Origin of the sequence: Tropicibacter oceani (genome assembly GCF_029958925.1) — a bacterium.
Lineage (GTDB): Bacteria > Pseudomonadota > Alphaproteobacteria > Rhodobacterales > Rhodobacteraceae > Pacificoceanicola > Pacificoceanicola oceani.
Genome location: NZ_CP124616.1, coordinates 462,196 through 485,756 on the forward strand (window position 1 = coordinate 462,196; position 23,561 = coordinate 485,756).

Here is a 23,561-nt window from a genome sequence, read left to right on the forward strand (position 1 = left end):
CTGCGAAGGGGCGTCACCCCATGCGAAAGCTGTCGCCCAGGTAAACACGCCTGACGTTTTCGTTTCGCACGACTTCTTCGGGGGTGCCGGACATCAGGACCTGACCGTCATGCAGGATATAGGCACGGTCCACGATTTCCAGCGTTTCACGCACGTTGTGATCGGTGATGAGCACCCCGATGCCGCGCTTTTTCAGGTCGGCCACAAGATGCCGGATGTCCCCCACGCTGATCGGATCGACCCCGGCAAAGGGTTCGTCCAGCAGCAGGTATTTCGGATCGGCGGCAAGGCAGCGGGCGATTTCCACGCGGCGGCGTTCGCCCCCCGACAGCGCCAGCGCCGGCGCGCGGCGCAGATGTTCGATCGAGAATTCGCCCAGCAGTTCCTCCAGCCGTTCGCGGCGCCGGTGGCGGTCGGCTTCTGCAATATCCAGAACGGCCGTGATGTTGTCTTCGACGCTGAGACCGCGAAAAATCGACATTTCCTGCGGCAGATAGCCGATGCCCAGGCGCGCACGTCGGTACATCGGCAGGTATGTGGCATCGCGCCCGTCGATCAGCACCTGTCCCGCATCAGGGTTCACCAATCCGGCGATGGCATAGAACGAGGTCGTCTTGCCCGACCCGTTCGGCCCCAGAAGCGCGACGACCTCGCCGCGGTCCAGCCGCATGGTCACGTCACGAATGACCACCTTCTTGCGATAGCTTTTGCGAAGGTGGTTTACCTGAAGCCCGCTTGCCCCTTCGGTTACCGTCAATTCAGGCCGGGACATTACTGCCCCTTCTCCGGCTGCAGAATGGTTTTCACACGGCCCGACATCTGCGCCGCGCCGCTTTCAAGGTTGACCACCATCTTTTCCGAGGTCAGCGCATTCTGGCCCTGGGTCAGCAGCACATTGCCGGACATGACGACGGTGCCGCCTTCGATATCGTAATCGGCGCGCTCGGCCTCGGCGGCCTCTTCTCCGCTGACCAGGGTGACGCCGCCAGTGGCCTCCATCCGTTCGATTCGGCCCTGCGCCTCGGAATAGACGACCAACACACGCGGGGCCGCCAGGCGCATGTCGCCCTGGATGATCACCACGTTACCGGTATACAGCGCCGTTCCCGCGTTCTGGTTGACGGCCAGCGCGTCAGCGGTGACTTCGACCGGGGCGCTGGTGTCCTGCTTGAGGCTGCCGAACTTGACGTCGGTGCCCTGTGCCGCGGCCAGGGCGGGCAGGCCCGCGACGGCAAGGGCGATTAGAAATCTACGGATCATGAGGCAGCACTCTTTCAATCTTTCGGCGTATATACCAGCTTTACCCCCTCGGTGAAAAGCAGTTGCACACCGCCGTCTTCATCCGAGGTTTCGATCCGCATCTTTCCGGCCTCGATGGTGCCCAGCGGCCCGTCGCCCTGTACCGGGCCGCCGCTTTCCGCCTCGATCCGGTTGATGGCGGAATTCAGGGTCTGGGTGTTCAGCACATACCCCGAAGAACTTTCGATGCGCACGCCGCCTTCCATCAGGGCGGTCTGGTCACTGTCGCGCACCGTGGCATGGGCCGCGTTCAACAGAATTTCGCTGCCGTCGGGCTTGCGCAACCGGGCGGCCAGGTCTTCGGCGCGGATCTGGCCTTCGCCTTCGGGGGCGGCGGATGTCGCGGTCATCGTCAGCATGTCGCCGCTTTCGGTCGTGCCGGCGTAATAGGGCGCACCGACGTGTTCGCGCGCGATCCCCTCGCCGCGCAGGGCCTCGGCAAAAGGCATGTCCAGCACCTGTTCCGTGCTGCGAGACAACAGGAACAACGTGGACAAAAGCACAAGCGCCGCCAAGGGCAGCAGGATCTTCAACCAGGCGATCACCCGGGAATACAGGCCGATGCGGCGCACCATGTCTTATGCCCCCCTTGCGTCAAGCATGGGCAAAGATGTCCGTGTCGGGCCATCCTTCAAGGTCAAGCAAGGCGCGCGTCGGCAGGAAATCGAAACAGGATTGGGCCAGCGCCGCGCGGCCTTCGCGCTCCAGCATGGCGTCCAGGGCATCGCGCAGGCGGTGCAGGTGCAGCACATCCGACGCGGCATAGTCCATCTGCGCCTTGGTCAGCTCGGCCGCGCCCCAGTCGCTGGTTTGCTGCTGCTTGGAAATGTCGACACCGATCAGTTCCTGCGTCAGCGCCTTCAACCCGTGACGGTCAGTAAAGGTGCGGACCAACCGGCTGGCGATCTTGGTGCAATAGACCGGCTGCGCCAGCGCACCAAAGGCATGGTACATGGCGGCAATATCAAAGCGGCCGAAATGGAACAGCTTCAGCACGTCGGGATCACGCAACAGGCGGGCCAGGTTCGGCGCCTCGGCTTGCCCGCGGGCGATCTGGACAAGATGAGCGTTGCCGTCGCCCCCCGACAACTGGACCAGGCACAGCCTGTCGCGGTGCGGGTTAAGGCCCATGGTCTCGCAATCGATCGCCACGACGGGCCCAAGCTGCAAATCGTCGGGCAAATCGCCCTGATAAAGATGGTTGGCCATGCCATGCCCTTCCTGCTGCTTGGATCAGACTGCTTGGACATATCCGCAGGCAAGGCCGCTTACAACTCTGCACCCCGCAGCCCGCTGCCACATTTCCGAGAGCCCTGCCCCAAATGAGGCGCGATTCGGGCGAAGTTTGCCCAAATTGTGGCAACTGCTTGCCTTGATTCGGCCGCATTCTGTCACGCGATAGACGGGCATGTAACATTTCGTGAGGGCGTTAACTCGCCCGTTAATTGTTGTCATTCGAGTCTGATTTTAGCGACTTCCCATTGCATGCCAGCGGCCAGCGGTCGACGATCGGACCGGACCACAAGACCCCTTTCGGACCCCGTCATGTCGCGGGATTGTTTCCACGATGCGGAACACCCCCGCCCAAAACCCAGAAATTCAACGACAAGAACGCAGGCTTTCCGGAGTATCGCGGGCAATTGTCTTGCCAATCGAAACAATAATTCATTGGCCGCCGGGGCATTGTTGCACCTTCAAAAACAAGTCTGGGCCAGGAAAAACGGCAATCGACCCACTTTCGGCAGCCCTGGCCACGGCTTTTGGGGAAAAAATACTGTGCCGCGTCACCGGTGATGCGGGCGCCGAAAACGCCCCCGCCAAAGCCCCGCGCCGCAACGCTTTTCAACTATAACGTGCGCGCGAAACGCTTGGTTGACGGTAGGGGTCTGACACATGCATAAAGTGGAGGTCGAGCGATAAGAACACAATTTGGTCTGAATTCGCGCAAACACGGCACTTGGGGGTTGGTGCTTCCACTTGGGAGTAACGGTAAGTCTGCTGAATTTTATCCGATCTGCTTTCGGGTAATCGAACAAAGCCTGATGACGGCAAAAAAGGTCTGACACCGCTGTTCCGGTGAACGGTATCTCCTTGCCTCACGTCAGGATCAGTGGTCGCCACACTCCGTCACGAATGACTTAGGAGGTCATCTTGACACTGCATCTTCGCCAGCCGCTGCCGACGGCAAAGTTCGAGTCCCTGATTGACGAAGCGCTTCTCGCGAAGCCGCGTGCAACTGTCTATCGTGACCATTTCAAGCGCGCGCTGGACGTCGTTCTGGTTCTGCTTGTCATCCTGCCCGTCCTGCTGATCCTGGCGCCGATCGCGGCCCTGATCGCCACCGACGGCGCATCGCCGCTGTATTTCCAGAAACGCGTCGGCCGGAACGGTCGCATCTTCTACATGTGGAAGCTGCGCTCGATGGTGCCGAACGCCGATGCCCTTCTCGAGGCACATCTGAACGCCAACCCCGAGGCCCGCGCCGAATGGAACCGCGATCAGAAACTGAAGAACGACCCGCGGATCACCCGCATCGGCCGCATCATCCGCAAAACCTCGATGGACGAGCTGCCGCAGCTTGTGAACGTGCTGCGCGGTGACATGGCGCTTGTCGGCCCGCGTCCGATGATGGTCAACCAGCAAAACCTGTACCCCGGCACCGCCTATTACGCGCTGCGCCCCGGCATCACCGGCTTTTGGCAAACCTCGGTCCGTAACGAATCCAGCTTTGCCGAGCGCGCCGGCTTTGACACCGACTACCTGCGCAAGCTGTCGTTCAAGACCGACCTCGCCGTGATGCTGCGCACCGTCAAGGTGGTGGTCAACGGCACCGGCTGCTGAGCCCCGCGTCTCTCTCATCCGTGGAACAGAGGCCTCGCCAGATCGGCGAGGCCTTTTTCATGTCTCGATACTGGCCTGCATGCATTGGCGCCCATCCGGTCCGCGCACCCATAAATCAGCCCCCTTTTGGCACAGGGTCGCGGTTTCGAAATGCATCAGCGGCGCGGTGGCCCGGAACCGGAACGCCTTCAGCGGCGCCTTGCGCGACGCCATCAGCATCAAATGCTGCGCCAACAGGGGGCCATGCACCACCAGCCCGTCGTAGCCTTCGACATCCCGGGCATAATCCAGATCATAGTGGATGCGGTGACCGTTGAAGGTCAGCGCCGAATAGCGGAACAGCAGGGTGGAATCGAACCGGACCTCCTCGGCAAACACCTCATCGACCGGCGCCTGCGGCGGGACCTGACGCGGCGCGGCCGGATCGGGATCTTCGCGGTACACCAGGTCGTGCAACTCGGTCACGCACAAATGCCCGGCCTGAAAAATCTGGTGGCGCAGGGTGACAAACCCCAAAGGCCCGCTTCGCCCTTCCTTCTTTTCGACACGCTCAACAACGCTGACCTTTTCGGCCAGATCCCCCGCCCGTAGCGGCGCATGAAAGGTCAGCGCCCCACCGGCCCACATGCGCCTTGGTAAACCCATATCGGGGATCAGGCCCTGACCAACCCGGGGATGCCCATCGCGCCCCAGGCCCTCGGGCGGTTGCGGATCCCAGAAATAGAGCTGGTGAAAAAACGGCGGCAGCGGCACCCCCGCTTCAATATCCGGCTGACTGCCCAGCGCCACCTGAAAGGCGCGGGCGCGCGCCGGGTCCATCAGATCGGTTTGACGATGTTCGGCCAAGGGCGCATCCTGCATGGGCAATCTCCTGATGACAGGGTTATCCCAAGCATGCCGATCTCCGTCCAGTCCCTTGACCATCTGGTCCTGACAGTTACCGACGTCGATGTGACCTGCGCCTTTTACCGCGATGTTCTGGGCATGACACCACAGGCCTTCACCCCCGCCGATGGCAGCACCCGCTGGGCCCTGAAATTCGGCACCCAAAAGATCAACCTGCACAAGGCCGGGGCCGAATTCACCCCAAAGGCCCGCACCCCGCGCCCCGGTTCGGCCGATCTATGCTTTTTGTCCGACACCCCAATCGCCGACTGGCGAACTCACCTGAACGATCACGACATCACAATCGAGGAAGGCCCCCTCCTCCGCACCGGCGCAACCGGGCCGATCCTGTCGCTATACATCCGGGACCCGGACGGAAACCTGATCGAGATCTCAAATCTCGCCTGACCCTTGCTTCTTCTTGGCGAAAATACTCCGGGGGTGTGGGGGCTGGCCCCCACTCTGCCCCTTGATCACCCGCGCATCCGCACGGCCTCAGCGCGCAGCTCTGCCATCAACTCATCCAGCAGCTTGATTCCGAATTCATTGGTCAGACGCCCCTGATCGTCCCATTGCTGAGAGGTCTGGGCAATCATCACCTCGGGCCCGGTCAACAGACGCGGACGAAACGGCGTCAGCGCAAGGCGCGCCATGTTTTGCGACCGCTCGCCACCCGCGCGGCCCGCCGCAGCCGAAACAACAGCAACCGGCTTGTCGCGCCAAGGATTGCCCTCGGTCCGGCTGACCCAGTCCAGCGCGTTTTTCAAAGCCCCGGAAATCCCTTTGTTGTATTCCGGGCTGGCCACGATCACCGCGTCGGCCTTTGCGATCTGATCGGCCAGACGCTGCACCGGCTCGGGAATGCCTTCGGCGTCTTGCAGGTCTTCGTCGAACAGCGGAAACCGGATGTCCGCCTCGATAAACTTCGCCTCGCCAAAGCGGCGCGCCGCCTCTTGCAGCAACAACCGATTGGTCGAGGCTTTTCTCAGCGATCCGCTGATCCCCAGCAGTGTCATGCCGCTCATCTGTGCGCTCCATTCTTGCGTTGTAACCCATACCTACAACGCAACAGCGCCACGGCAAGCCGCGGCGCTGTGTAACGTCTTGTGCGCAAATGCGCAGGTCAGTTCGGCAGGATCACGATCTCGACCCGGCGGTTCTGCGCCTTGCCTTCGGGCGTCAGGTTGGACGCGATGGGCTGATCCTCGCCGCGACCGATGACCGAAATCCGGCCCCCCGGCACGCCCGAGGAAATCAGGACATTGGCCACCGATTGCGCGCGGCGCTGCGACAGGTTCTGGTTATAGGCGGCATCGCCGTCGCTGTCCGTATGACCGATGACCTGAGCCGTGGTGTTCGGATAGGCCAGAAGGCTGGCGCCGACGTCGCGCAGATCGGCGACAAGCGTCGGGCGCAGCTCGGCGCTGGCCGTGGCGAACAGGATATCCTGCGGCATCGTCACGATCAGGCGGTCGCCGGTGTTGCGGATCGTCGTATCCGGCCCAAGCTGCTGGCGCAGTTCGGCCTCTTGCTTGTCCAGCTGGTTGCCGATGGCGGCACCGGCGGCGGCACCAACCAGAGCACCGGCCACGGTGGCGCGGTTGCGTTCGCCAACATCGTCACCCCCGGCCAGGCGGCCAGTGATGGCACCCAGACCCGCGCCAATCAGCGCGCCCTGCTTGGCCTGACGGTTGGGATCGTTTTCATCGAACATGGGGCCAGTGGTACAGGCGCTCAGGCCCAGGGTTGCCACGGTGGCGAGAAGAATCGCGGATTTTGCCCGGATCATATGTATGTGCCTCTTCAGGTTAATTGCCCCGTATTCATGGGGTCTGTCGCTGCTGATATACAATAACATGGCCCTGTCCGGCACCCTTGTCACGGGGAAATCGGCAAGGCTCCGCCCATTGCCGGGTCAAGCATCCTCGCGGGCGGCCTCCCAGGCCAGAATGGCGCGTTTGACCGGCAGCCCCCAGTGATAGCCGCCCAATCCGCCGGACTTGCGCAGGGCGCGGTGGCAGGGGATCAGATAGCTGATCGGGTTGCGCCCCACCGCGGTGCCCACGGCGCGCACGGCCTTGGGGTGCTCGATCGCCTGCGCGATCTCGGAATAGGTTGTGACATGCCCCGACGGGATCTGCATCAGCGCCTCCCAGACCTTGATCTGAAAGGGCGCGCCAATCAGGTACAGCGGCAGGGGGCCATCCTGCTTGATACCAAAGGCCACCTGCACCCAGGGCGCGAGGCGGTCGGGCGCTTCGACATACTGCGCCTTGGGCCAGCGGCTGACCAGATCCTCCATTGCCGCCTCGGCCGTGGTTTCGGCGGAAAAGCCGATGCCGCAGATACCCTTGTCGGTTCCCATGACCAGAGCGGGGCCAAAGGGACTGTCGAACCAGCCCCAATGGATCACCAGACCGTCACCCGCGCGGGCATAGTCGCCGGGGCTCATCGCCTCCCACCGCAGGAACAGATCATGCAGACGCCCACCACCCGACAGCCCGGTTTCATGCGCCGTTTCCAGCGTGGTGAACCGCTGTTGCAGCAAGGTTTTGGCATGGCTTAGCGTCAGGTACTGTTGATAGCGCTTGGGCGACACGCCGGCCCACTTGCTGAACAGCCGCTGAAAATGTGCCGGGCTCATCCCGATTTCGCCCGCCAGATCATCCAGCGTCGCCTGCGGGCCTAGCTGGTCCACCGCCTCGATCGCGCGGCGCATGACGTGGTAGTGATAGGACTGGTCTTCGGGCATCGTCTTCTCCTTTGTCACAGGATTACCGCGCTGCGCCCTGTCGCACGACCCGAATATTGCGCATCCTCGCCCTGCACGGCATAAGCCGATCATGGCAAAGCAGCTTGATTATCATACGATCCGCGCGATCTTTACCCGCTTTCAGCAGGCCGAACCCGAACCCAAGGGCGAGCTGAACCACGTCAACGCCTATACGCTGGTCGTGGCCGTGGCGCTTTCCGCGCAGGCGACCGATGCGGGGGTGAACAAGGCAACCGAAAAGCTGTTCCAGATCGCCTACACGCCGGAAAAGATGCTGGCGCTTGGAGAAGAAGGGCTGATCGAGCATATCAAGACCATCGGCCTGTTCCGCCAGAAGGCGAAGAACGTGATCAAGACTGCGCGCATCCTGGTCGAGCAATACGGCGGCGATGTGCCCTGTTCGCGCGCCGCGCTGGAAAGCCTGCCGGGTGTCGGCCGCAAGACCGCCAACGTGGTGCTGAACATGTGGTGGCACTATCCGGCGCAGGCGGTCGACACCCATATCTTTCGCCTTGGCAACCGCAGCGGCATCTGCCCCGGCAAGGACGTGGTCGCCGTCGAACGCGCCATCGAAGACAACATCCCCGTGGATTTCCAGCAGCACGCGCATCACTGGATGATCCTGCACGGGCGTTACACCTGCGTCGCACGCAAACCGAAATGCAAGGCTTGCCTGATAAGCGACCTGTGCCAATTCGAGGAAAAGACAGAATGAAGAAATACAAGGTCGTGGGCATCGGCAACGCCGTTGTCGATGTGATTTCGCGCGCCGAAGATACCTTTCTGGATCTCATGGGGATCGAAAAGGGCATCATGCAGCTGGTCGAACGGGAACGCGGGGAAACCCTGTATGGCGCGATGGAAGGCCGGGTTCAGACGCCGGGCGGTTCGGTGGCGAACACCATCGCCGGGATCGGCGCACTGGGGCTGGACAGCGCCTTTATCGGGCGGGTGCATGACGATGCGCTGGGGCATTTCTATGCGGACGCCTTGACCAGGGAAGGCATTGATTTCGTCAATCCGCCGGTCAAGGGTGGCGAGCTTCCGACCTCGCGCAGCATGATCTTTGTCTCGCCCGATGGCGAACGGTCGATGAACACCTACCTTGGCATTTCCGCCGAACTGGGCCCCGAGGACGTGTCCGAAGACGTGACCGCGCAAAGCGAGATTGTCTTTCTCGAAGGCTATCTGTTCGACAAGGACAAGGGCAAAGAGGCGTTCCTGCGCGCCGCCCGCACCTGCCGCGCCGCTGGCGGACTGGCCGGGATCGCCATTTCCGATCCCTTCTGTGTCGAACGTCACCGCGACGATTTCCTGACGCTGATCGAACACGAGATGGACTATGTCATCGGGAACGAGGCCGAGATCCGCTCGCTCTTTCAGAACGACGATCTTGAGGCCGATCTTGCCGCCGTTGCCGCGATCTGCCCTCTGGTGGTCTGCACCCGGTCGGGCGATGGCGTGACCATCATCCACAAGGGCGTTCGCACGGAAATTCCGGTTCACAAGGTGGTTCCGGTCGATGCCACCGGCGCAGGCGATCAATTCGCCGCGGGCTTTCTGTACGGGTTGGCAACCGGTGCGGACATGGCAACGGCGGGGCGCATGGGCTGCGTGTCCGCCGCCGAGGTGATCAGCCACATCGGCCCCCGCCCCGAGGCGAACATGCAGGCGCTTTATCGCCAGAAGGGTTTGATCTAGCGGTCTTTTTCACGCGCTATTCACGCAAGCCCCCTTTCCGCAAGACGGCAGTCGGGGCTACCTTGGGCTTCAAGGGTATTTCCTTGGAGCCTTTTTATGACCCGTTTCATTGTCCTGCGTGACAAATCAGGGAATTGGCAAAGACCTTCGGTGCCGACCATCGCGGCGATCGAACCCACACGGCCGGGCGAGGCCGGACAGCCCGACATCACGATGCTGGACCTCGACCCAAGGCAACTGCGCGAGGCGTCGAACGATCCTTCCTTGCTGGCCATGGCGCCGGTTGTGCCAACCCGTCTGCTGGCCCCGGAACCGCTGGATGATCTGCGCGCCGATGAACTGGTGCCGGGATGGGGACAAAGGGCGATTGGCGCCGACCGGACACACATGACGGGCAAGGGCGCGCGGGTCGCCATTCTGGACACGGGCGTCGCTACGCAACACCCCTGCCTGGAAGGGGTGTCCCTGATTGCCAAGGATTTCACCGACCTCGGGATCGACGATGCCAATGGCCACGGCACCCATGTTGCCGGCACCATTTTGGGCCGTGACATGGGCGGTATCCGCATCGGGGTGGCGCGCGGCACCGACACCCTGCTTGTGGGTAAAACACTGGCCGATACGGGCCACGGCACATCGGACAGGTTTCTGGCGGCTGTGCTTTGGGCCCAAAGCCAGGGTGCGGATGTCATCGGCTTTGCCCTCAGCTTTGACACCGCGGCGCATATCGAACAACTGACAGCCGAAGGCTATCCCATGACGCTGGCGACGCTGGCGGCGGTACATGCCAATCGCGGCAACCTGCGGATATTCGAATCGGTTTTGCGGATGCTGGACCCGGCGACCCGCCCGCTGATGGTGGGGGCCGTCGGGAATGACTGCCTGCGCACCATATCGCCCGAATTTGAAACCGGCCCCTCGGCCCCCGCCGCCGCGCGCGGTGTGGTGTCGATTGGCGCAGTGGGTCCGGGGGACAAGGGATTGGTTCCCGCCGCCTTCAGCAACGCCGGTCCCACCCTGGTTGCGCCCGGCGTTGGCATTGTCTCGGCCAATGCCAGCGACGGGGTGCGCAGCATGAATGGCAGCTCCATGGCCCTGGCCCATGCGCTGGGGGTGGCCGCCCTGCTGACCCAACACCTTCGGGCAGACGGCCAGCCGGTGAACGCGCAATCGTTGTCCAACGCCCTGATCCGCAGCGCCACGCGCGACGGGCTTGCACCGCATCTGACGCCGGTGGATCGCGGCCATGGTCTGGTTCAGGCGCCGCGCGGCCCGCTGGATTAGTGCGCTTCGGCCCAGTTGGCGCCCTGGCCTGCGTCCACGATCAGCGGCACGTCCAGTTTGACCACCGGTTCCGCCGCCCCTTCCATGACGGTACGCGCGGCCTTGATCAGATCCTCAGCCGCATCCTTTTCGACCTCGAAGATCAATTCGTCATGCACCTGCAACAGCATCTTCGCAGGCAGACCGGCGATGGCATCGGGCATCCGCACCATGGCGCGCCGGATGATGTCCGCCGCCGTGCCCTGGATCGGCGCATTGATCGCCGCGCGTTTGGCAAAGCCCGCGCGCGGCCCCTTGGCGGCGATTTCGGGCGTGTGGATCACCCGGCCAAACAGGGTTTCCACCCGCTTGTGCTCGGTCGCAAAGGCGATCGTGTCATCCATATAGGTCTTGATCCCCGGGAAGCGTTCGAAATACCGGTCGATAAAGCCCTGTGCCTCGACCCGCGGGATGCGCAGGTTGCGCGCAAGGCCAAAGCCCGAAATGCCGTAGATCACGCCAAAGTTGATCGCCTTGGCCTGACGCCGGATGTCCGGTGTCATGTCTTCCATCGGCACGTTGAACATCTCGGATGCGGTCATGGCGTGAATGTCGTGGCCGTCGCGGAACGCCTCTTTCAGCGCGGGAATGTCGGCCATATGCGCAAGGATGCGCAATTCGATCTGCGAATAGTCCAGCGACACCAGCACCTTGCCCTCATCCGCGATAAAGGCCTCGCGGATGCGGCGGCCTTCCTCTGAGCGGACGGGAATGTTCTGCAGGTTCGGATCGTTCGACGCCAGACGCCCGGTGTTCGCCCCTGCAATCGAGTACGAGGTATGCACCCGCCCGGTGTCCTTGTTGATGTGTTCCTGCAGCGCGTCAGTGTAGGTCGATTTCAGTTTCGACAGCTGCCGCCAATCCAGAATACGCGCGGGCAGATCGTGTTCGGTGGCAAGATCCTCAAGGATATCGGCGCCGGTGGCATAGGCCCCGGTCTTGCCCTTTTTGCCGCCCTCAAGCCCCATCTTGTCGAACAGAATCTCGCCCAACTGTTTGGGGCTGCCGACGTTAAAGGTTTCGCCCGCCAACTCGTGAATTTCCGCCTCGAGCCCCGCCATCTTTTGCGCAAAGGCGTTGGACATGCGCGACAGCACATCGCGGTCCACCTTGACCCCGGCCATTTCCATCTGCTTGAGAACCGGAACCAGCGGCCGTTCCAACCCTTCGTAGACACGGGTCACACGGGCGCGGTGCAGCTGCGGTTTGAAGGTCTTCCACAGGCGCAGCGTCACATCCGCATCCTCGGCGGCGTATTTGACCGCGTCCTCGATGGGCACGCGGTCAAAGGTGATCTGCTTTTTGCCCGACCCCAGCAGGTCCTTGATCGGGATTGGCGTGTGCGACAGATAGCGTTCGGCCAGCGTGTCCATGCCATGCCCATGCAGACCCGCGTTCATCGCGTAGGACATCAGCATCGTATCGTCGATCGGCGCAACTTCGACCCCGTAGCGCGAGAATATCTTGGCGTCGAATTTCATGTTCTGCCCGATCTTCAGAACCGCCGGGTCCTCAAGCATCGGTTTCAAGGCATCCAGAACCGCGTTCAGCGGCATCTGTCCCTCGGCCAGATCGTCATTGCCGAACAGATCGTCGGTGGCGGTCGCCCGATGGATCAGAGGAATATAGCAGGCCTCGCCCGGCTCGACGCACAGCGAGATGCCGACCAGATCGCAGGCCATGTCGTTCAGGCCCGTCGTCTCTGTATCGACGGCAATCCAGCCACGATCGTTCGCCTTGTCGATCCAACGTTGCAACGCCGCCGAGTCCGACACGCATTCGTATTTCGACGGGTCGATGGCCGGCCAGTCAGGCGCCTGTTCCGGCGGGTTCGCGCCCTCGGGCGTGGTGTCGGGAATGGCGGGGGCCTCGACGTCCAGCTTGTCGGCGATGCGTTTGGTCAGGGTGCGGAATTCCATCCGCGACAGAAAATCCAGCAGCTCCTCTGGCACCGGCTCGCGCACTTCCAGATCGTCCAGCGTGAACGGCAGCTCCATGTGTTCGTCCAGCTGCACCAGCCTTTTCGAAAGCTCGATCTGCGCGCGGTGCTCGATCAGGGTCTGCCGGCGCTTGGGCTGCTTGATCTCTTCGGCCCGGTCCAGCAGTTCCTCGAGCGAGCCGAATTCGTTGATCAGCAGCGCCGCCGTCTTGATACCGATGCCCGGCGCGCCCGGCACGTTGTCGACGGAATCCCCGGCCAGCGCCTGCACATCGACCACCCGTTCCGGACCAACGCCAAACTTTTCATGCACGCCATCGCGGTCGATCAGCTTGTTCTTCATCGGGTCCAGCATTTCGACACCGCCGCCGACCAGCTGCATCAGGTCCTTGTCCGACGACAGGATCGTCACCCGCCCCCCTGCCTCGCGTGCCTGGCGTGCCAGCGTCGCCATGATGTCGTCCGCCTCGAACCCTTCGAGTTCCTCGCAGGCGATGTTAAACGCCTTGGTCGCCTCGCGAGTCAGCGGGATCTGCGGGCGCAGGTCCTCGGGCATAGCCTCGCGGTTGGCCTTGTACTGATCGTACATGTCATTGCGAAATGTATGGCTGCCCTTGTCGAAAATCACCGCCACATGGGTGGGCGCGTCCGACCCGTTGTTGCCGTCGATATAGCGCTGCAACATGTTGCAAAAGCCGCTGACCGCACCAATCGGCAACCCGTCAGATTTCCGGGTCAGCGGCGGCAGCGCGTGGAAAGCCCGGAAAATATAGGCCGATCCGTCGATCAGATGCAGATGGCATCCCTTGCCAAATTTGCCCGCCATGCTCGCTCTCCCCAAGTGCTGTTCGGGGGATGGTTTGCCATGATCCGCCAGCCGTTGCCAGACACGGATTTCAGCATCCCGTAACGGGCAATCACGTTTCGCACGGAAACCGCGCCCGGATCAGCAGGCGCCAAAGGCAGGCTCAGACGTTGCCTTCGAAATCCTTGTGCACGAATTTCGCGTCACAATAGGGGCATTCGACAAAACCGGTGGTCTCGGGGATCTGCAACCAGACACGCGGGTGGCCCAAAGCGCCCTCGCCGCCGTCACAGGCGATCCGGTGGCTGTCAACGATCCTGGTTTCAGGCGCCTCGATGGTCATGGAACGCATTCCCTTTTGGCTGGCTTTGCACTACCAGCGTTATGCGCCAAGAGCCAAGCAGGGGCAAGAGCACGCATGACACAGGACGCAATCCGGGTTTCCGGCCTGAAAAAGACCTATGAAGGCGGCAAAGAGGCGCTCAAAGGCATCGACCTTGACGTGCCCGCCGGCTCGGTCTTTGGGCTGCTCGGGCCCAATGGCGCGGGCAAATCCACGATGATCAACATCCTTGCCGGGCTGGTGACCAAAACCGCTGGCCAGGTCGACATCTGGGGCTGGGATCAGGACCAGAACCCCCGCCAAAGCCGCGCCGCCATCGGCGTCATGCCGCAGGAGCTCAACCTCGACCCGTTCTTTACTCCGCGTGGCGCGCTCGAAGTGCAGGCCGGGCTTTACGGCGTACCCAAGGCGCAGCGCAAAACCGCTGAAATCCTCGAAATGGTCGGCCTGACAGACAAGGCCGAGGCCTACGCCCGCACCCTGTCAGGCGGCATGCGCCGCCGCCTGTTGCTGGCCAAGGCCCTCGTTCACAGCCCCCAGGTCCTGGTGCTCGACGAACCCACCGCCGGGGTCGACATCGAACTGCGCCAGATGCTGTGGAACAATGTGCGCAAACTCAACCGCGAACGCGGCATGACGATCATCCTGACCACCCACTACCTCGAAGAGGCCGAGGAAATGTGCGACGAGATCGCCATCATCAACCACGGCAGCGTCGTCGCACGCGACAGCACCGCCAACCTGCTGGGCCAGCTCGACGCCAAGACCATGGTGATCCAGCCCGACAAGACCCCGATCAACTTGCCCAGCGGCCCCGGCATCACGGTCGAACAACGCAGCGATGGCACCATCGCGCTCAGCTATCACGCCGCAAAGACCAGCGCCGAAGAGGTCCTGGCCGCCGTCCACGCCGCCGACATCCGCATCCGCGACGTGCGCACCGAACAGGCCGACCTTCAGGACGTCTTCCTTGCCCTGACCAAAAACCGCTGACCCGGCGCTTCTTTGTGCAAAAATATCCCGGGGGAGTCGCGCCAGCGACGGGGGCAGCGCCCCCAATCCCCGAGGAGAAGGCCAAAGGCCGCCGACGAGACAGGCAAGCGCGTCGCAAGGCGCCCCTTTGGATCAACCCTTGCTCAGCATCCGGCCCAGGTTGCGCCCGGCAAGCACATGCACGTGAAGATGCGGCACCTCTTGCACGCCGTTCATCCCGGCGTTGGCGATCAGACGCCAGCCATCCTCGGCCACGCCTTCCATCCGGCAGACCTCGCCCACGGCGCGGACATAATCCACGATCTCGGCGTCCGACGCTTCCTGGGCAAAGTGATCGAAACACACATAGGGCCCCTTGGGGATCACCAGCACATGGGTCGGGGCCTGCGGATGGATATCGCGAAATGCCAGGGCATGCTCGGTCTCCAGCACCGTCGCATTGGGGATTTCCCCGCGCAGGATTTTCGCAAAGATGTTCTGGTCGTCGTAAACATGGCCCATGGCAGTCCTCAATCGGCGTAAAGGTATTCGGTCTTGGCGATCTCCATCGCCTTGTCTTCCGAAATGGTCAAGAACTCGGACAGGGCGCGGGCGTTTGCCTCGGGCGTGTCGGCCTCGCGGATGCGCAGGAAATTGCTGAACTCGGCATCCCGTATCTGATCGCTTTCGAACAGCATGTCGTTGCGCACCGTCGGCAACAGCCGCTCCAGCGTTTCGCGCGGCGTGCGTTCCCCCGCCAGCCCGACCCGCTTGGCGTGACCGATCAGGTAGTCGTCGCTGAACTGGCACTCGATTTCCAGCATCCGCGTCAGCGCCCGATCCCGACCGAAATCCTCCAGCAGGTCCAGGTTCGCCGGATCCATGCAGACGATCAACCGGTCGGTGTCATAGTAGTCGTACAGCATCCGCATCAGCGCGCGGCGATGGCGGTGGCGTTTGCCCATGGTCGACTGGATGCCGCCCAGGTCTGGCAGCGGGCAGCCCTCTTCGTTGAACAGGTATTCGATGCAGGGGATGTTCGTCATCTGCCGCACGCGGTCCAGCAGGCGCTTGGCCACGTGCCATTTCTTGCAGACCACGATCAGCAACTCGCGTTCGCGTCCCAGGCTGCTTTCCTTTTCCCAGAACCGCGGAGCAAACCGCCTGCCGATCCGGCCCTTTTCGGTCAGGAACTTGTACAGCGACCGCCCCTCGTTCGAGATCTGGAACCGCACCCCCTCCGAGGCATAAAGCACCCCCAACCGCCGCCGCAGCTCGGTCGCGCCGGGGCTGATCTTGCGGGCGAACAGGAAATCCTGGCTCAGCAGCATGTCATAGTGATCGTTGTACAGCGTCACCGGCATCCCGTAGTCCGAAAACATCAGAAAGGTCAGCGTACGGCTGTCGATTTCATGCGCCGGGACAAGATGGCGGACCAGCGTCTGAAAGAACGTCTCGTCCGGGATCCATGTGCTGCGGAAAAAGGTCATCACGTCACGCCGTCGGCGGGCAAAGTCGAGGATCCATTCGATGGTGCGACGGCGCAGGCACCACCACTGGCTGCCGATCATCACCTCGATGTCCTCGGGGATCTTGCGGGTCAGGCCCAACCGGCGCTGGGCCTCGAACATCGCATAGAACCGGCGTTTCTGGGTGCGTTCGTTGAACCAGTGACGATAGATCAGCCGCTCTTCCTTCCAGCCGGTCTTGATCCAGTCCGATTGGAAATAGTCAAAACTTTCAACATAGTCGCAGTCGCGCCGGTCCAGGAATTCATGCGCGTATTCGGCGGATTTGATCGCCATGCAGTCGCCAGACAGCATGTAGAAATGCGTCGCGCGCGGGAACCGTTCCACCGCCGCCTCGACCGCGTGCAGCGTGGCCTGCACCAGGCTCCATTCCCCCCAGCCGCATTTGATCCGCTTTCGCGCAAAGGTCACGTTGGGGTTGTCGGCCAGCGCCGCGCGGATCTTGCGATAGTCGGCGCCGGGCGCGCGCGCGTCAAAGTGGATCGACATATAGTCGCCCACGGCTGTCAAACTCTGCGCCTGCTTAATGATGGCGTCAGGGTCCTTGTGACACAGAAGGATGAAGGCAATTTTTGCCATACAGGAAACGAGCAGCCCTACTTTTGCCGGATTGTTTATGTGATAAGGGTGAACCAGCGTTGAATAAACCTGCTTTCTTTGCTTTTTTGAAGGGAATTTGCCCCCAGATAGACGGCAAGCAGGCGTTTGAGAGGATTGTGTATGGGTTTTCCGGGCACTTGGATGACTGAAAGCCAAAGTGTTGTGTACCGCGTCGTGCCCAAATGCGCGTGCTCGACGATTGGTCAGATCATGTATTTTTCAGACCATGGCGAATTCTTTGACGGCGACATCCATGACGCCACCGAGGGCCTGCACAAATGGGCCCTGGAAGAAAGCCAGCCGGCGATAAAAGCCAATGTAAAAACAAGGACTTCGTACACGTTTACCTGTGTTCGGAATCCCTACACGCGCATCCTGTCGTCGTTCTTTGACAAGATCTGCGGCATCCAGCGCAACGGCAAACGCTATCGCGGCAACCTTGTGCCGCTGCTGATCCAGAAATACGGGGTCGAGGTTGGCGGGCCGGATGGCACGGACGAATTCGACCAGATCAAATCGTTCCGCCGGTTCCTGCTGTTCACCCGCGACACCATCCGTTGGCGGCGCCCGATGGAGCCGGATATTCACTGGTCCGCGATGTCGGGGCATGTCAGCACGTTCATCGTAAATGGCGGAAGATACAACAAAATCTTCTGGACCGAGTCGTTCAATGACGGCATGCAGCAGGTGCTGGACAGCGTCGAGACTCCGCACAAGGTCGACCTGAAAACCATCCCGCGCTTCAACGAATCCGAGGGCCACGGCCCCAAGCGGCTGCACCCGGTCGAGGACTATTTTGACGACCTGTCGATGCACCTGATGAAGGAAATCTATCACCGGGATTTCGCGCTGTTCAAATACGACTTTGACGACCCGTCGAACAAGATGCCGGTGGGCGAGATCGACCTGGACGAAGTGCACGCCAAGCTGGGCGACTGACCGCAAAACGGCGCGGATCTTTACAGAGGCGAACGCGAGGCGACGCGGCGTTCGGTGCCCCACGCCGCCCAAAATGCGCGCGGTACGGTACAAAACCAAGCGTGTTTGGTACAGCTTGCAGCCCGGCAAAATCCGGCGAAATCCGCGCCGAACCGGGGTTTGGTACGATTCGGGCGGCGTTTGGTCCATATTCCAAACCCTGCGCCCGTCCTGACCGCGATTTTGGCAAGGGTTTGTCAGGAACGGTTAATTTCAGGCGCTGAGCCCCTGACCAAAGCCCCGCCCCCAGGCGAAAAGCACACCCTAGGGCAGTTCGTCCGACGGGATGACCGGGAAAAACTGGCCGCCCGACCACAATCCGAACCAGCCGTCGTGATGCGACCCAAGCTCGACCAGCCGGTAAAAGCTTTTGCGGTCTATCAGCGCCTCCAGATTGGCGCGGATCAGGACATAGGGCGACGGTTCGCCGGTTTCGGGGTCGCGCACCACGCGAATGGGATGATCGGGGCCTGCGGTGGCAAAATCCCCGACATGGGTTTCAAAGGTCAGGCTTTGCCCGGCGCCTTGGCCCGCAACCTCGAAATCGACGGCGACAAAGGGCGCGTCGTCGACGGTGATGCCGACCTTCTCGACCGGGGTGACAAGGAAAAAATCGTCGCCATCCTTGCGCAGAATGGAGGAAAACAGGCGGACCAGTTCGAACCGGCCAATCGGCGTGCCAAGGTAAAACCACGTGCCATCGCGGGCGATGCGCATGTCGAGGTCACCGCAGAACGGCGGGTTCCACTTGTGCACAGGGGGCAGGCCCTTGCCGCCAGCGGCGCGGGCCGAGGCGGCAAGCCCCTCGGCCGAAGGGGTCACGACATTTTGTCCGCTCATAACTTTTGCCATTTCCTTCCCAAGAGATACACTTGTACCCAAGTATATAGCTCAACCGGGAGAAATGACATGGCAGAGGCCGAAGATCTGGTCGCCGATATCGAGGCGCTCGAAGCCAAGCTGGCCGAGGCCAAGCGATCGATCACCAGCCGATTTATCGGGCAGGAACGGGTGGTTGACCTGACCCTGTCGGCGCTTTTGTGCGGCGGTCATGCGCTTTTGATCGGTCTTCCCGGGCTGGGCAAGACGCGGTTGGTGGAAACGCTGAGCACCGTCATGGGGCTGTACGGCAACCGCATCCAGTTCACGCCCGACCTGATGCCCGCCGATATTCTTGGGTCCGAAGTGCTGGAAACCGGGGCAGACGGGGCGCGTGCCTTCAAATTCATCGAAGGGCCGATTTTCTGCCAGTTGTTGATGGCCGATGAAATCAACCGCGCCAGTCCGCGCACGCAGTCGGCGCTGTTGCAGGCGATGCAGGAAAAGGTTGTCACCGTGGCGGGCGAGACCCGCAAGCTGGAGGCGCCGTTCCACGTCTTGGCGACGCAGAACCCGATCGAGCAAGAGGGCACCTATCCGCTGCCCGAGGCGCAGTTGGACCGGTTTTTGGTGCAGATCGACGTGCCCTATCCCGACCGCGCGACGGAACGCGACATCCTGATGGCGACGACCGGGATCGAAGAGGCCGAAGCGCACGAGGTGTTTGACGGTGCATCGCTGATCGCGGCGCAGCAGTTGCTGCGGCGAATGCCGGTGGGCGACGCGGTGGTCGAGATGATCCTTGATCTGGTGCGCACCTTCCGCCCCGACGATCCCAGCGCCCCCGAGGCGGTGCGTGACATGGTGGCCTGGGGCCCCGGTCCGCGTGCGGCGCAGGCGTTGATGATGACGGTGCGGGCGCGGGCGTTGTTGCAGGGGCGGCTGGCGCCCTCGCCCGAGGATGTGCTGGACATGGCGCGCCCGGTTCTGGTGCACCGCATGGCGCTGACCTTTTCGGCGCGGGCACGGGGTGAGGACCTTGGCAGGCTGATCGACGAGATCGCCGGCGGCATGATGCGGAGCGAGGCCGCCGCGTGACAGCCGGTGTCACCACCCTGCGCCAGCGCGCACAGGAAGAGGCCAGCCGCTTTCCGGCGCTCTTGGCGCGTGCCGAGCAATTGGCCGGCACGGTTTTGCTGGGCGAACACGGGCGCAGGCGCGCCGGGATGGGCGACGATTTCTGGCAGTACCGGCCGTTGCGACCCGGCGATTCGTATCGCCAGATCGATTGGCGGCGGTCGGGGCGGGGTGACGACCAATATGTGCGCGAACGCGAATGGCAGATCGCGCAAAGCGTGCAGGTCTGGGTCGATCCCGGTGCCTCGATGCGGTTTTCCAGCGGCAAGGAGATGCCGACCAAGGCGGATCGCGCGCGGCTGGTGACGCTTGCGGCGTCGATCCTGTTGATCCGGGGCGGCGAACGGGTTGGTCTGACCGGCTGGGCCTTGCCGCCACGGCGCGGCGATGTGCAGGTTTTGCGGCTGGCGCAGATGTTCAGCGAAGAGGGCGCCGAGGATTACGCGCAGCCCGAGGCGCGCGGCATCATTCCGCATTCGCGGGCGATCTTTGTTTCGGATTTCCTCGGCGATCTCGACGCGGTCGAGGCGGCCCTGACCAAGGCGGCGGATCGCGGTGTGCGCGGCGTGCTGTTGCAGGTTCTGGACCCCAGCGAAGAATCCTTCCCCTTTGAGGGACGGACGATTTTCGAGAGCATGGGCGGCTCGGTCGCTTATGAGACCTTGAAGGCCGGAGAGTTGCGGGCGCGCTATCTGGAGCGGCTGGCGCAGCGCAAGGCGCGGCTGACCCAACTGGCGCGGCTGACCGGCTGGCAATACATGTGCCATCACACGAATGAAAGCGCCCAGGCGGCGCTGCTGTGGCTGTATCGCGCCATGGACGGGGGCCACGGATGACGTTGTTTGGTGTTCTTGGGTTTACCGCCCCGTGGTTGTTGCTGGGGCTGTTGGCGCTGCCGATCCTTTGGGTGATCCTGCGCGCGGTGCCGCCAGCGCCGATCCGGCGGATGTTTCCCGGGGTCGTGCTGCTGCTGGGGTTGAAGGACGATGAACAGGTCACCGATCGCACGCCTTGGTGGCTGTTGCTGCTGCGGATGCTGGCGGTGGCGGCGGTGATCGTCGGGCTGGCCGGTCCGGTGCTGAACCCCGAGGACGAGGGCGAGGCGGCGGGCAGCGGGCCGTTGCTGGTGGTGATGGATGCAAGCTGGGCCTCGGCGGGGGACTGGCGGGCGCGGATGGACGCGCTGGAAACGCTGTTGTCCAAGGCGGGGCGGGACGACCGCACCGTGGCGCTGATGCGGCTGACCGATCCGCAGCCGGTGCAGTTCCTGTCGGCGGACGTGCTGCGTACCCGGCTGACCGGCATCCTGCCCGAACCGTGGGAGCCGAGCGACGAGAGCATTGCCAAAGCCATTGAGATGCTGCCCGAAGACGGGTTTGACAGTTGGTGGATGAGCGACGGACTGGCCCGCGACGGGCGCGCGGCGCTGCTGGATGCGCTGGAGGCCCGCGGCCGGGTGACGGTCTTTGAAAGTCCGCGCAGTCTGTACGCGCTGGAACCCGCGCAACTGGCCGAGGGCAACCTGCAAATGGTGCTGCACCGGTTGCGCCCCGGACCCGAGGTGCAGGTGACACTGGCGGGCCACGGGCTGGACCCGGCGGGCAACCCGGCGGTTCTGATCCGCACGCCCGTGACATTCGATGCCGACGCGGTGCGCGCCGAAACAGAACTGTCGGTCCCGGCTGAACTGCGCGCCCGCATCACGCGCTTTGAAATCGAGGGCGCGCGCAGCGCCGGCGCCGTGACCCAGCCCGACGACAGCCTGCGCCGCCGCGAGGTAGCCCTGATCGCGGGCCGCGAAGACCGCGAAGGGCTCGAACTGCTGTCGCCGCTGCATTACCTGCACAAGGCGCTGATCCCCACCGCCGACCTGCTGGACGGGGCGCTGAGTGACGTTCTGCCCGCCAATCCCGATGTGATCGTGCTGGCCGACGTGGCGACGCTGTCGAACGCCGAAGAGGACGCGGTGATCGAATGGCTGGAAAAGGGCGGCATGCTGCTGCGCTTTGCCGGGCCGCGACTGGCGGCCAGCGACATCAGCCGCGACGCCGAAGACCCGTTGATGCCGGTGCGCCTGCGCGCCGGGGGCCGCACCGTCGGCGGCGCCATGAGCTGGGGTGAGCCAAAGGCGCTGGCCCCGTTCAGCGAGGACAGCCCGTTTTTCGGCCTGGCCATTCCAGATGATGTGACGGTGAACAGTCAGGTCATGGCGCAACCTGACCCGACGCTGGCAGGACGGGTGATTGCCCAATTGACCGACGGAACGCCGCTGGTCACGCGCAAGACGGTGGGGCAAGGACAGATCGTGCTGTTCCATGTCACCGCCAATGCGGAATGGTCCAGCCTGCCGCTGTCGGGCCTGTTCGTGCAGATGCTGGAACGGCTGGCGGTATCCTCGACCACCGCCACACCGGACAAGGCCGAGATGGAGGGAACGGTCTGGCAACCGATCCGCGTGCTGGATGCCTTTGGCGTGCCGCGCGATGCGGGCACCCTGCCCGGGGTCGCGGGCACGGACCTGATCGCATCGCCACTGGGCCCTGACCTGCGCCCCGGCGTCTATGAAGGCGAGGACCGCGCCCTTGCCCGCAACGTGGTCATGCCCGAAACCAGCCTGACACCGGCCACATGGCCGGACCGCATCGCCATTCAGGGGCTGAGCACCCCGCGCGAGACGCCCTTGACCGGCTGGCTTCTGGCGCTTGCCATTGCGCTGTTGGTGGCGGATGTGATCGCCTCTCTGGGTCTGTCGGGGCGGCTGCGCGGACCCCGCGCCAGCCGGGCGGCGATACTGGTGGCGGCGCTGTTCCTGATCCCGCAGGATGCCAGCGCGCAAGACACCGCGCAAAACGACGAACGCGCCCTGGCGGCGACCGCCGATGTGGTGCTGGCCCATGTGATGACCGGCGACGCGCGGCTGGACGACCTGGCGCAGGCCGGGTTGCAGGGCCTGTCCGACACGCTGTTTTTCCGCACCTCGATCGAACCTGCCCCGCCGATGGGCGTCGATCTGGAAACCGACGAACTGGCCTTTTATCCGCTGCTTTACTGGCCGATCACCCCCGATCAGCCGACACCGTCGGATGCTGCCTATACCCGGCTGAACGACTATCTGCGCTCGGGCGGGATGATCCTGTTTGACACGCGTGATGCGGATGTGGCGGGCTTTGGCGCCAACACGCCGAACGGGCGCAAGCTGCAGGAACTGGCGCGCGGTCTGGACATTCCACCGTTGGAGCCAATCCCCGAGGATCACGTTCTGACGCGCACTTTTTACCTGCTGAAGGATTTCCCGGGGCGTTACGTCGGCCGCGATGTCTGGGTCGAAGCGGCGCCGCCGGATGCCGAGTTGATCGACGGGATGCCGTTCCGCAACCTCAACGACAACGTGACGCCGGTGGTGATCGGCGGCAACGACTGGGCCGCGGCCTGGGCCGTCGACGAACGCGGCGCGCCGCTGTTGTCGCTGGGCCGGGGCTATGGCGGTGAGCGGCAGCGCGAGATCGCCAACCGGTTCGGTGTGAACCTGGTCATGCATGTGCTGACCGGAAACTACAAAAGCGATCAGGTGCATGTGCCTGCCTTGCTGGACAGGTTGGGGCAATGAACGGGTGTAA

General features: G+C 63.0%; 23 protein-coding genes. 10 read left to right on the plus strand and 13 right to left on the minus strand.

The window, feature by feature from the left end:
• Window positions 1–13: 13 nt before the first annotated feature.
• From lptB to QF118_RS02295, 4 genes are read right to left on the minus strand one after another with little or no spacing between them, the layout of a single operon-like run.
• On the minus strand, window positions 14–772 hold the full coding sequence (lptB, locus tag QF118_RS02280; protein ID WP_282301024.1) for an LPS export ABC transporter ATP-binding protein: 759 nt from the start codon (window positions 770–772) through the stop codon (window positions 14–16).
• Window positions 772–1,260: a lipopolysaccharide transport periplasmic protein LptA gene (lptA, locus tag QF118_RS02285; protein WP_282301025.1), complete on the minus strand. Its 489-nt coding sequence runs from the start codon at window positions 1,258–1,260 to the stop codon at window positions 772–774. The genes lptB and lptA overlap by 1 nt, the downstream gene beginning before the upstream one ends.
• 14 nt (window positions 1,261–1,274) lie before the next feature.
• Window positions 1,275–1,874: an LPS export ABC transporter periplasmic protein LptC gene (gene lptC, locus QF118_RS02290; protein ID WP_282301026.1), complete on the minus strand. Its 600-nt coding sequence runs from the start codon at window positions 1,872–1,874 to the stop codon at window positions 1,275–1,277.
• Between the two features lie 19 nt (window positions 1,875–1,893).
• Window positions 1,894–2,508: a ribonuclease D gene (locus tag QF118_RS02295; protein WP_282301027.1), complete on the minus strand. Its 615-nt coding sequence runs from the start codon at window positions 2,506–2,508 to the stop codon at window positions 1,894–1,896.
• A 942-nt stretch (window positions 2,509–3,450) separates the two neighbouring features.
• On the opposite strand from QF118_RS02295, the gene QF118_RS02300 reads away from it, so the two are divergent.
• Entirely contained in the window at window positions 3,451–4,140 is a 690-nt protein-coding gene (locus tag QF118_RS02300; RefSeq protein ID WP_282301028.1) for a sugar transferase, read from the plus strand.
• Between the two features lie 57 nt (window positions 4,141–4,197).
• On the opposite strand, the gene QF118_RS02305 is transcribed toward QF118_RS02300, so the two are convergent.
• Window positions 4,198–5,001 carry an HTD2 family dehydratase gene (locus QF118_RS02305; protein WP_282301029.1) on the minus strand — a complete coding sequence of 268 codons (804 nt, stop codon included), beginning with the start codon at window positions 4,999–5,001 and terminating at the stop codon, window positions 4,198–4,200.
• Window positions 5,002–5,034: 33 nt separating this feature from the next.
• Between QF118_RS02305 and QF118_RS02310 the strand changes: the two genes are divergently transcribed.
• Window positions 5,035–5,433 carry a VOC family protein gene (locus tag QF118_RS02310; RefSeq protein WP_282301030.1) on the plus strand — a complete coding sequence of 133 codons (399 nt, stop codon included), beginning with the start codon at window positions 5,035–5,037 and terminating at the stop codon, window positions 5,431–5,433.
• 65 nt (window positions 5,434–5,498) lie between these two features.
• Here QF118_RS02310 and QF118_RS02315 read toward each other — a convergent pair whose 3' ends face one another.
• The 3 genes from QF118_RS02315 to QF118_RS02325 form a co-directional block, all read right to left on the minus strand.
• Window positions 5,499–6,050: an NADPH-dependent FMN reductase gene (locus tag QF118_RS02315; RefSeq protein ID WP_282301031.1), complete on the minus strand. Its 552-nt coding sequence runs from the start codon at window positions 6,048–6,050 to the stop codon at window positions 5,499–5,501.
• Window positions 6,051–6,148: 98 nt separating this feature from the next.
• The gene (locus QF118_RS02320) at window positions 6,149–6,814 is read right to left on the minus strand and encodes a YiaD family glycine zipper/OmpA-like lipoprotein (protein ID WP_282301032.1); all 666 of its coding nucleotides are present in this window, start codon (window positions 6,812–6,814) and stop codon (window positions 6,149–6,151) included.
• A 126-nt stretch (window positions 6,815–6,940) separates the two neighbouring features.
• Window positions 6,941–7,777 (minus strand): methylated-DNA--[protein]-cysteine S-methyltransferase, encoded by an 837-nt coding sequence (locus tag QF118_RS02325; protein ID WP_282301033.1) that lies wholly within the window; start codon window positions 7,775–7,777, stop codon window positions 6,941–6,943.
• Between the two features lie 91 nt (window positions 7,778–7,868).
• Between QF118_RS02325 and nth the strand changes: the two genes are divergently transcribed.
• From nth to QF118_RS02340, 3 genes are all read left to right on the plus strand, one after another.
• Window positions 7,869–8,513: an endonuclease III gene (gene nth / locus QF118_RS02330; RefSeq protein ID WP_282301034.1), complete on the plus strand. Its 645-nt coding sequence runs from the start codon at window positions 7,869–7,871 to the stop codon at window positions 8,511–8,513.
• Window positions 8,510–9,499, plus strand: a complete 990-nt coding sequence (locus QF118_RS02335) for an adenosine kinase (protein WP_282301035.1) — start codon at window positions 8,510–8,512, stop codon at window positions 9,497–9,499. The genes nth and QF118_RS02335 overlap by 4 nt, the downstream gene beginning before the upstream one ends.
• Window positions 9,500–9,595: 96 nt before the next feature.
• A complete protein-coding gene (locus tag QF118_RS02340) occupies window positions 9,596–10,783 on the plus strand; it encodes a S8 family serine peptidase (protein WP_282301036.1) in 1,188 nt (395 codons plus the stop codon).
• Here the strand turns inward: QF118_RS02340 and polA are convergent.
• On the minus strand, window positions 10,780–13,587 hold the full coding sequence (gene polA / locus QF118_RS02345) for a DNA polymerase I (protein ID WP_282301037.1): 2,808 nt from the start codon (window positions 13,585–13,587) through the stop codon (window positions 10,780–10,782). The two genes, QF118_RS02340 and polA, sit on opposite strands and share 4 nt — an antisense overlap.
• A 142-nt stretch (window positions 13,588–13,729) precedes the next feature.
• Complete coding sequence (locus tag QF118_RS02350) at window positions 13,730–13,909, minus strand: zinc-finger domain-containing protein (RefSeq protein ID WP_282301038.1); 180 nt, start codon at window positions 13,907–13,909, stop codon at window positions 13,730–13,732.
• Between the two features lie 75 nt (window positions 13,910–13,984).
• Here QF118_RS02350 and QF118_RS02355 point away from each other — a divergent pair, with 75 nt between their 5' ends.
• A complete protein-coding gene (locus QF118_RS02355; RefSeq protein WP_282301039.1) occupies window positions 13,985–14,902 on the plus strand; it encodes an ABC transporter ATP-binding protein in 918 nt (305 codons plus the stop codon).
• Between the two features lie 132 nt (window positions 14,903–15,034).
• On the opposite strand, the gene QF118_RS02360 is transcribed toward QF118_RS02355, so the two are convergent.
• On the minus strand, window positions 15,035–15,403 hold the full coding sequence (locus tag QF118_RS02360; protein WP_282301040.1) for a histidine triad nucleotide-binding protein: 369 nt from the start codon (window positions 15,401–15,403) through the stop codon (window positions 15,035–15,037).
• Window positions 15,404–15,411: 8 nt separating this feature from the next.
• Window positions 15,412–16,989: a DUF5928 domain-containing protein gene (locus QF118_RS02365; RefSeq protein ID WP_282301041.1), complete on the minus strand. Its 1,578-nt coding sequence runs from the start codon at window positions 16,987–16,989 to the stop codon at window positions 15,412–15,414.
• Between the two features lie 141 nt (window positions 16,990–17,130).
• Between QF118_RS02365 and QF118_RS02370 the strand changes: the two genes are divergently transcribed.
• Window positions 17,131–17,949: a sulfotransferase family protein gene (locus QF118_RS02370; protein WP_282301042.1), complete on the plus strand. Its 819-nt coding sequence runs from the start codon at window positions 17,131–17,133 to the stop codon at window positions 17,947–17,949.
• 303 nt (window positions 17,950–18,252) lie between these two features.
• On the opposite strand, the gene QF118_RS02375 is transcribed toward QF118_RS02370, so the two are convergent.
• A complete protein-coding gene (locus QF118_RS02375) occupies window positions 18,253–18,828 on the minus strand; it encodes a DUF1285 domain-containing protein (RefSeq protein ID WP_282301043.1) in 576 nt (191 codons plus the stop codon).
• Between the two features lie 69 nt (window positions 18,829–18,897).
• On the opposite strand from QF118_RS02375, the gene QF118_RS02380 reads away from it, so the two are divergent.
• From QF118_RS02380 to QF118_RS02390, 3 genes are read left to right on the plus strand one after another with little or no spacing between them, the layout of a single operon-like run.
• Window positions 18,898–19,905 carry an AAA family ATPase gene (locus QF118_RS02380; protein ID WP_282301044.1) on the plus strand — a complete coding sequence of 336 codons (1,008 nt, stop codon included), beginning with the start codon at window positions 18,898–18,900 and terminating at the stop codon, window positions 19,903–19,905.
• Window positions 19,902–20,780 carry a DUF58 domain-containing protein gene (locus QF118_RS02385; RefSeq protein ID WP_282301045.1) on the plus strand — a complete coding sequence of 293 codons (879 nt, stop codon included), beginning with the start codon at window positions 19,902–19,904 and terminating at the stop codon, window positions 20,778–20,780. Before QF118_RS02380 ends, QF118_RS02385 begins: the two co-directional genes overlap by 4 nt.
• Window positions 20,777–23,551 carry a DUF4159 domain-containing protein gene (locus tag QF118_RS02390; RefSeq protein WP_282301046.1) on the plus strand — a complete coding sequence of 925 codons (2,775 nt, stop codon included), beginning with the start codon at window positions 20,777–20,779 and terminating at the stop codon, window positions 23,549–23,551. Before QF118_RS02385 ends, QF118_RS02390 begins: the two co-directional genes overlap by 4 nt.
• Window positions 23,552–23,561: the final 10 nt, after the last annotated feature.